This window comes from Rhodovulum sp., from assembly GCF_011048875.1.
Taxonomy (GTDB): Bacteria; Pseudomonadota; Alphaproteobacteria; order Rhodobacterales; family Rhodobacteraceae; genus Rhodovulum; species Rhodovulum tesquicola.
In genome coordinates, this window is sequence record NZ_DSDD01000346.1 from 1 (window position 1) to 8,125 (window position 8,125).

At 67.2% G+C, this 8,125-nt stretch carries 8 protein-coding genes and 6 pseudogenes; 7 read left to right on the forward strand and 7 right to left on the reverse strand.

Annotated elements, in window-relative coordinates; all coding sequences use genetic code 11:
• The first annotated feature begins 48 nt into the window (after window positions 1–48).
• From ENN83_RS12120 to pqqE, 4 genes and pseudogenes are all read left to right on the forward strand, one after another.
• Window positions 49–741 (forward strand): response regulator transcription factor, encoded by a 693-nt coding sequence (locus ENN83_RS12120; RefSeq protein ID WP_287187364.1) that lies wholly within the window; start codon window positions 49–51, stop codon window positions 739–741.
• Between the two features lie 110 nt (window positions 742–851).
• A pseudogene (gene pqqA / locus ENN83_RS12125) lies at window positions 852–947 on the forward strand (pyrroloquinoline quinone precursor peptide PqqA); the annotation flags it as partial.
• A 226-nt stretch (window positions 948–1,173) separates the two neighbouring features.
• Window positions 1,174–1,536: pseudogene (locus tag ENN83_RS17180) on the forward strand (MBL fold metallo-hydrolase); the annotation flags it as partial.
• A gap of 87 nt (window positions 1,537–1,623) precedes the next feature.
• Window positions 1,624–2,481: pseudogene (gene pqqE / locus ENN83_RS17185) on the forward strand (pyrroloquinoline quinone biosynthesis protein PqqE); the annotation flags it as partial.
• Here pqqE and ENN83_RS12140 read toward each other — a convergent pair.
• The 7 genes and pseudogenes from ENN83_RS12140 to ENN83_RS16975 form a co-directional block, all read right to left on the reverse strand.
• Window positions 2,478–2,936 (reverse strand): hypothetical protein, encoded by a 459-nt coding sequence (locus ENN83_RS12140; RefSeq protein ID WP_287187372.1) that lies wholly within the window; start codon window positions 2,934–2,936, stop codon window positions 2,478–2,480. The pseudogene pqqE and the gene ENN83_RS12140 overlap by 4 nt on opposite strands.
• On the reverse strand, window positions 2,891–3,250 hold the full coding sequence (locus ENN83_RS12145; RefSeq protein ID WP_287187366.1) for a hypothetical protein: 360 nt from the start codon (window positions 3,248–3,250) through the stop codon (window positions 2,891–2,893). Before ENN83_RS12145 ends, ENN83_RS12140 begins: the two co-directional genes overlap by 46 nt.
• On the reverse strand, window positions 3,247–3,732 hold the full coding sequence (locus ENN83_RS12150; RefSeq protein ID WP_287187367.1) for a hypothetical protein: 486 nt from the start codon (window positions 3,730–3,732) through the stop codon (window positions 3,247–3,249). The genes ENN83_RS12145 and ENN83_RS12150 overlap by 4 nt, the downstream gene beginning before the upstream one ends.
• Window positions 3,733–3,853: 121 nt before the next feature.
• Entirely contained in the window at window positions 3,854–5,467 is a 1,614-nt protein-coding gene (nifA, locus tag ENN83_RS12155; RefSeq protein WP_287187368.1) for a nif-specific transcriptional activator NifA, read from the reverse strand.
• The gene (locus ENN83_RS12160) at window positions 5,430–5,972 is read right to left on the reverse strand and encodes a hypothetical protein (RefSeq protein WP_287187369.1); all 543 of its coding nucleotides are present in this window, start codon (window positions 5,970–5,972) and stop codon (window positions 5,430–5,432) included. The genes nifA and ENN83_RS12160 overlap by 38 nt, the downstream gene beginning before the upstream one ends.
• A 65-nt stretch (window positions 5,973–6,037) precedes the next feature.
• Window positions 6,038–6,211, reverse strand: a complete 174-nt coding sequence (locus ENN83_RS16970; protein WP_349760125.1) for an exopolysaccharide biosynthesis protein — start codon at window positions 6,209–6,211, stop codon at window positions 6,038–6,040.
• 77 nt (window positions 6,212–6,288) lie between these two features.
• Window positions 6,289–6,861 (reverse strand): annotated as a pseudogene (locus ENN83_RS16975) (exopolysaccharide biosynthesis protein); the annotation flags it as partial.
• 129 nt (window positions 6,862–6,990) lie between these two features.
• On the opposite strand from ENN83_RS16975, the pseudogene modB reads away from it, so the two are divergent.
• From modB to ENN83_RS12175, 3 genes and pseudogenes are all read left to right on the forward strand, one after another.
• Window positions 6,991–7,659, forward strand: a pseudogene (gene modB, locus ENN83_RS12170) (molybdate ABC transporter permease subunit); the annotation flags it as partial.
• A pseudogene (locus tag ENN83_RS16980) lies at window positions 7,656–7,787 on the forward strand (molybdenum ABC transporter ATP-binding protein); the annotation flags it as partial. The pseudogenes modB and ENN83_RS16980, both read left to right, overlap by 4 nt.
• A gap of 139 nt (window positions 7,788–7,926) precedes the next feature.
• Window positions 7,927–8,125 (forward strand): ATP-binding cassette domain-containing protein (locus tag ENN83_RS12175; RefSeq protein ID WP_287187370.1); only part of this gene is annotated, 199 nt, incomplete at its 3' end.

Sequence of the window (8,125 nt, forward strand, 5' to 3'; positions counted from 1 at the left end):
ATGCTGGTCGCGTTGCGCCTGCCCCTGATCGAGGCGTGACGTCCCGCGATGGCCGAAACCGCCAACAGCATCCTGATCGTGGACGACGACCCCGAGATCACCTCGGCGCTGGCCCGGGGACTTGCGTTGCATGGATATCGTACGATCTGCGCCCATCGCGTCGAGGAGGCGCGCAAGAGGTTCCGCGAGGACCGGCCGGGAGCGGCGATCGTCGACGTCACGATCGGCCCGGACAGCGGCATCGAACTGGTGCGCGAGTTGCGCGCCGAGGGCATCCGCACGCCGATCCTGATGCTGAGCGCGCTGTCCGAGGTAGAGGACCGCACCGTCGGACTGGATGCGGGCGCGGATGACTACATCGCCAAGCCCTTCGCCTTTGATGAGTTGGTGACCCGTCTCAAGGTGCAGGAACGTCGCGCGCGCCGCGCGGGCCTCGCCCCTGCCCCGCGGCTGGACCCGGCAACCCGCACCGTCCACGGTCCGGCGGCCAGCGTCACGCTGACCGAGCGGGAATTCGCGCTTCTGGACCTTCTGTGGAGCCATCGCGGCGAAGTCCTGTCGCGCGCGGACCTGTTCGACCGGCTCTGGGCGCGCGAGGGCACCAGTTCCGAGAACGTCGTCGATGTCCATATCGGCTACCTCCGCCGCAAGCTGGCCCCCACGCGGGACTTCGGATTCGAGCTGCGCACCCTGCGAAACCGTGGCTTCGTGCTGGAACCGGTGGCAGAGCTGGACGGCTAAACCCCTCTGCTCGCGCCGTTTTTATAATTTCTTAGAACAATTCTTTTGAAGCAGGGGCCGCCAAGGCCGATCCTTCCCCCGTCCTGCGGGAACTTCAGGGAAAACTCATCATGGCCTGGACCAAACCCACCCTCCGCAAGATCGAGTGCGGCATGGAAATCAACATGTACGGCCCGGACAGCGGCGACGATCAGGGCGGCCTGTTCCGAGCGGCTGCGCGCGGAGGCCACTTTGGGATTCCGCGCGCATATCCTCGGGGCGGCTGCCGGTGGTGGATTGTCCCAATGGAATTGCGGCTGCGAGAATTGTCGCCTTGCAAGGCGGGGCTCGATACCTGCCCAGACCCGATCTTCCCTGGCGGTCACGGGCAACAGCGAGGACTGGGCGATCCTGAACGCCTCGCCCGATATCAGGCGCCAGTTCACGGTCTGCGTGGCGCTGCACCCCACCGGCCTGCGCGAGGTGCCGCTTAAATCGATTCTCGTGACCAATGGCGATATCGACCATGTGGCGGGCCTGCTGACGCAGCGCGAGATGCAGCCCTTTGACCTGTTCGCCACCGCAGGCATCAACGAGGTTCTGGCGCAGAACCCAATCTTCGGTGCGCTGAACGAACGGGTGGTCGCACGAAAGACCGTGGCGCTGGGCATCCCGTTCCGGCTTGCGCCGGGGCTGTGGGCAGAACTGTTTGCCGTTCCCGGCAAGGTGCCGCTTTACCTTGAGGGCGAGACGGTCGAGACCGATCTGGTGGGCGAACAGACCGTGGGCGTCCATCTCACCGGCGGCGGCGGCTCGGCCTTCTACATCCCCGGCTGCGCGATGCTGAACGACGACCTGCGCGCGCGGCTTGCCGCGACATATGCCGCGCCCGAGGACGAGATCGCCGCGCGCGAGGCGGGGCTTTACACCAACCTCATCACCTCGGGGATCGGGCTGACCGAGAAAAGACTGAGGGAACTGGACGCGGCCGGGCTCGACCATATCCAGCTTTCGCTTCAGGGCACCGATGCCGAGATGGCCGACCGGATCGGCGGCTATCGCGGCGGGTTCGCGCGCAAGATGGATGTCGCCCGCTGGATCCGCGAGATCGGCTTTCCGCTGACGCTGAACGCGGTGCTGCACCGCCAGAACCTGCACCAGTTGCCGCGCGCCATCGAGATGGGCGTAGAGATGGGCGCGCGCCGGATCGAAGTCGCCACCGTCCAGTTCCACGGCTGGTCGCTGATGAACCGCGACGCGCTGATGCCGACGCGCGAGCAGGCGCGCGAGGCGGATGCCATCGTGGCCGAGGCCCGCGCCCGGCTGAAAGGGGTGCTGGTGATCGACTACGTCCCCGCCGACTACCATTCCGGTTACCCCAAGCCCTGCATGGGCGGCTGGGGCTCGACCGGGCTGAACGTGGCCCCCGACGGGCTGGTACTGCCCTGCCACGCGGCGCAGACCATTCCGGGGCTTGTCCTTGACCGGGTGCAGGACCGGCCCTTGCACGAGATCTGGTATGAGGGCAGCGCCTTCAACGCCTATCGCAGCACCGACTGGATGCCCGAGCCCTGCGCGTCCTGCGAGCGCAAGACGATCGACTTCGGCGGCTGCCGCTGCCAGGCGATGGCGCTGGTGGGCGACGCCACGGCCACTGACCCGACCTGCATCCGCTCGCCCCACCACGCCGCGTTGCAGGCCCGGGCCGATGCCTTTGCTGCCGGGACGACAGCGTTCACCGCACGCGCGGCCGCGGGCTAGGCTGCCCGCTTGCGGCGGCCATAAGAAGACGGGATCTCCAGCATGTCGCGATACTTTGCAACCGTGCGCCGGGCCCGCCGTGCACCCTCAGCCTCGGCCCGGCGGACGATATCGGCATCGCTGAGCGGACGCGCGGCATCCTCGGCGGCCACGATCCGGCCCACCAGTGCGATCAGCGCGTCCCGCGAAGGCCCATCCGCCCCCGATCCCGGCGTGAAGGCCCGGCTGAAGAAGGCGCGCAAAGGCAGCGTGCCGCGCGGGGTCTGGATGGTGCGATAGGCCAGCGCGCGGCTGATGGTCGAGGGGTGGAGGCCCAGTTCGGCGGCCGCCTCTTCGGTCAACAGCGGGCGCAAAGCCTCGGGACCTGCCGTCAGGAAATCGGTCTGGTGACGGACAAGAAACCCTGCGGTCAGCAGAAGCGTTGCCTGCCGCCTTCGACCGCACGCACCGGCCAGTGCGCCCGCGACCGGGCCGAGGACAGCCGGGCCCGCGCCGCGGCATCGCCCGCGCTTTCGGGTCCGGCCGTCACGCGCAGCCCGGGCAGGACCGAGCGGTTCAGGTCCACCTTCCATCCGTCCGCGCCCCGGGTCAGGCACAGGTCAGGCGGAAGCACCGGCATTTCGGAGGCGGCGAAGGCCATCCCCGGCTTTGGGTCCAGTCCGCGGATCGTGACCAGAGCCGCACGCACGTCGTCAGGTGTGCCGTCGCATATCTCGGCCAGGTCGTCGATCCGACCCTCGGCCAGCAGCGCGAGGTTGTCGAGGATCACCCCAAGCTCCCTGTCAGAAGGCCCTTGTCGGCAGCCTGCAGGCGCAGGCATTCGGTCAGGCTGCGGGCGAAAAGCCCGGCGGGCTCGAATTGCTGCAACCGCGCCAGCACCGTTTCGGCCACGACCAGCGGCACACCGGCGGCGCGGGCCACCTGATCGACCGGGCTGCCCAGCCATCCGGCAGGCTCCAGCACCTCGGCAAAAGCCAGCGCAACGCGCTGGGCGGCTGGATGCGGAAAGGCCTGCGCGACCTGCCGACCGACATGCTGGTAGAGACTGGGCTTGCCCTCGGCCAGCGCGGCCACCGGGTCGAAATCGGCGTTTTGCGTCCGGCCACCAAGGCCCGAGGGCACGGACGGTGCCACTTCGGGCATGCGCACCTCGAGACAGGGATTTTCCAGCGTCGCCTCGGCCAGGTGGGCGGTCAGGTCTGACTGGCTCATCTGCAGGATCCGCAGCGAGGCCTGCATCTTCGCGGTCATCGCCAGGCCTTGGGTCTGGCGCTGGACGACATTCATCTCCATCGGCGAAGCCTAGCATGATCCCCGCAGTCCGCGCGGGCAAATGCGGTGCTGGACGATCGCGTCACCTTCGCGTGGTTCATCACCACCCCACACGAGCGTATCGCGCTGACAGCGCGTCGGAAACGCGACATTCAGGATGGGCGAGGCGGGATGCGGGAGCCGGCTGGCCGCGTCGAGCCGCGCGAGGACCGCCCCCCTGCCCCGCGCGCCTCTTGCTTGACGGCCCGGCCGAAATCGGGCGGTCCCCCGCCCGTGCGCAAAGCGCCTGCCAGAACTTGCGCAGTTCGATTCCATGCTTCCTGAGCGCATAGCCGATCTGGCGCGGCGTCAGGCCCAGGAGGCGGGCAGCCTTGGCCTGAACCCAGCCAGCCCGCTCCATCGCGTCGATCAGGCGCGCGCGTTCGTCGCCGGTGTCGTCAGACTCGTCGGTTGTCGGCGACGCAGGCGTCGCAGGTGGCGCGAAGGCGGTGGGGGACGCCGGTTCGCCGAACCCCGGCGGCGCGGGCGGGACCGGCGGGCGCTGGCCCGCACCGCTGTCGATCACCGGAAGCGGCATGCGAACCGCGCCCAGCCCGCCGATGGGCGAACGATCGCCCGACTGCATGCGCCAAAGCTCTGCTGAAAGACAGGTGCCCTGCATGCAGGCCAGTTCGCGCTTGTCGATCTCGCTGCCCGAAGAAAGCGCGGCGACCCGGCTGACGCAGTTCTCGAGCTCGCGGACATTGCCCGGGAACTGGTAGCGCGCGTGGGCTGCCATGGCGGCCGGAGTCATCCGCTTTTCCATGCCGTTCTGGGCGTTGAACCGGTCAATAAAGACCCGCGCCGAACGCGGCACATCCTCCAGGCGCTCGCGCAGGGGCGGCAGGACGATCGGCACCACGCAGATGCGGAAATAAGGGTCCGCCCGGAAATCGCCCCGCGCCACGGCAGCCTCGAGATCGCGGTTCGTTGCCGTCACCAGCCGCACATCGACCTTGAGCGTCTTCGCCCCGCCGACCCTCTCGAACTCGCCCTCCTGCAGGCTGCGCAGGAGCTTCGCCTGAAACTCGGGGCCGATCTCGCCGATCTCGTCCAGGAAGAGGGTGCCGGTATCGGCCAGTTCGAACCGGCCTTTCTTCTGGGCGATCGCGCCGGTAAAGGACACCCTTTCACGGCCGAAAAGCTCGGATTCCAGAAGGCTCTGGCTCAGCGCCGTGCAGTTGATCTTGACGAAGGGACGGTCGCGGCGGTCAGACAGCGCACGCACGGCCTTCGCGAACAGTTCCTTGCCGGTACCGCTTTCGCCACGCAGCAGCACGGGGGTATTGGTCCGCGCAACCTTTCGGATCTGTGCCGTCACCGCCTTGATCGCGGGGCTGTCGCCGATGATGCCCTTGATCGGCTGGTCGCGCAGTCGGCAATCATCGACAGCCGTCTCGCTGACGGAATGCAGCGCCTGACATGTCTCTTCCATCAGCCGCTCGCGATCCCGCGTGACGAGTCGGCGGAACTTGATCGACTGTTCCATGATCGCGGCAACCATCGTGAGCACGCGCTGATCCTCTTCGAGGTAGCGCAGACCTCCCTCTTCGAGATCGCGCCAGGCGCCCAACACGCCAATCACATAGGGCAAATGGTTCTGTTCGCGGATCGGAACCGCGATCAGTGTCAGCCGGTCATGCGGCGCCCCGGGCGGGATTGCGGCCTCGTCCAATTCGTCGCGGACATTGCGCGAGACCGGTGCGAAACACCTGCCGCGTCGCCCGGATCGGCAGCGCCCGGATCTCGGGCGGCGCGCAGGTTGCACCATGCGTTGTCGCGGCGATAACGAAGGGGTTCACCGGCTTGCCATCGCCTGCCGTCCTGCTCTTGTCGTCCAGCAGCGCCAGCGTCCCCATCCGAAGACCCATGAACGACGAAAGCACGTTCAGAACCGAAGGCATCGCCGCGATCGGGTCGCTGGCGCCGGTCAGGATCTTCGCCGCCTCGCAAACGGTGTTCAGCGGGAAGCGCTCGATCTGCTGGCTTCCCGCGGCCTGAGGGTGACGTGGCTCAAAGGGGGTGGAAATCATGTCGTCCTCACTTCTCGGCAAAGAATCGGCCGACGCGCCTGACATGTCCATGGATGGCGCGAACAGGTCCCGCAATTTCGCCGATTTTCCCCGGCGAGCTGGGCGCTGCTTGTCAGTTTTCCGACAACCGATGCTGCGCTGCCGCATTTTCGGCATTTCGGTAGTGGACGGAACCGCTTGCCGGGAATCGCCCAGAGGGCCGGTGCAGGCGGTCACCCCATCATCGCTTCGGCACCTCCGGCAAGGGACAGGACGATCACGACCGTCAGCAGCACCGCAAAGGCACCGAAGGCAAGCCCGAGCACCGCGACCACGCCGTCGCGATCGACCAACCCGACGCCCACGATGAACAGCGCGATCGCCGGAAACCATCCGCTGCCCGGCACCGGCAGAAACAGCGTGAAGCGATCACGAACAGCGCCAGTCCAAGCAGCGGCTCTTGCCTGCGTGCAAAAAGCACCTCAAGGCGCGGGCGCAACCTGCGTTCCAGCCGCCGGGTCACCGGTCGCAACCCCAGCAGCCTCCGGCGCAGTTTCTGCCGGTCGATCTGCATCCGGGCCAGCGGGCCGGGCAGCCGCACATGGGGAAAGCCAAGTGTCATCTGAAGCGTGGTCACCAGAAGCGGCAGCGCGGTAATCACCGACGAGCCCGGCGGCAACGGCAGGATCGTGATCAGCGAGAACACCACGATGGCCCAACCGAAAGACCGCTCGCCCAGGCCGGCGAGAAGGCTTCCCAGCGTCAGGTTCCCCGCCCGATGCTGCGCGCGCGAGGTTCTGAGGATCGGCATGGACAGGGACGGCCGACGTCCGGTGCGCTTATTGCTTTGCGGCATGGCGTTGCCTTGGCTGCCCTGCTGATATCGCGACAACCGCCGCGCGATGCAATGGCCAGTGACACCGAAGGTTCGTCCCCCGGTGGTCGGGGCGCGGAATGCACCGGAGGAGAGGAACGCCGCGCGCCGCAGCCCGGTCGCCGACCTCGGCAGAGGCGACCGGACCGCCGATGCCGGGCAAGGATTAGGGTCTGAACTCATAAACGGGCTTCCCGTTGTCTCAGCGCCCTGATTCACGGTCCTTCGAGGAGGCGGTCATGGCGCGTTTCGATCTTTCGGGTTGCGAATGGTGAGCTGCTGCCGGTTTCGTGGACACGAAGATAAGATCGTGCCCGCCGTGTCTGGCGCGATGTGCTTGAAGATGGGCTGTCCTGCGGGCTGCACCGTATCGAACGGCTGATGCGCCAGAATGCAATGAGGGCGCGGCCAAAGCGACGCGGGAAAGGGCTTGTCGAGGGGCTGGTGATGCTGCCTCTCGTGTTGCCGCCTACCGTTTTCGGCTTCTACCTGCTTGTCGCGCTCGGCCGGAACTCGCCCGTGGGCGCGTTCTGGCAAGACCTGTTCGGCCACCAGCTTGTCTTTACCTTCGAAGGATTGGTCGTGGCCTCCGTCATCTTCAATCTGCCCTTCGCGATCCAGCCCGCACAGCGCGCCTTCGAGGCGATTCCGAATTCACTGCGAGAAGCCGCCGCGTCCAGCGGCCTGTCGCCGCTGCGCGCCGTTTGGAAATCCGAACTGCCGCTGGCCTGGCCGGGAGTGGTGACGGCGATGGTGCTGACCTTCGCGCATACTCTGGGTGAATTCGGCATAGTTCTGATGGTGGGCGGCTCGATCCCCGGCGAGACGAGGACGAACGCCATAGCGATCTATGACCGCGTCCAGGCCTTCGACATGGAGGCGGCCGCGACCATGTCGGCGGTGCTGGTGGCCATCTCGCTCTTCACCATCGCCACGACCTTCGCGCTGTCGGCTCGCGTCGGTCGGAGGCTGGGGCAATGACACTCAAGGTCACGCTCAAGGCCGTTGCATCCATTCCGCTGGACCTGTCCTTCGAGGTCAGCGAGGCAGAACTGATTGCGCCGGTGGGCCCGTCCGGGTCCGGCAAGACCACGACGCCCAGGACGATCGCCGGGTTCTGGCAGCCTGACACGGCTCGGGTCGAGATAGCGGGCAGCGCCTGGCTCGATACCGCGCGGAACATCTCGGTTACCCCCCCATCGCAGGCGTGCGGGACTCGTGTTACAGGACTTCGCGCTGTTCCCGCACATGACGGCGGCAGGCGATGTGATCGCCGTTATGGGCGATCTGCCCGCACGCGAGCGTGCGGCGGAGGCGGAGCGTCTGTTGCAACTCGTCCATCTCGGCGATCTCGGGCACCGTCGCCCGGCGGACTTGTCAGGCGGACAGAAGCAGCCTGTGGCACTGGCCCGGGCGCTGGCGCGGCGGCCGGAGGTGCTCCTGCTGG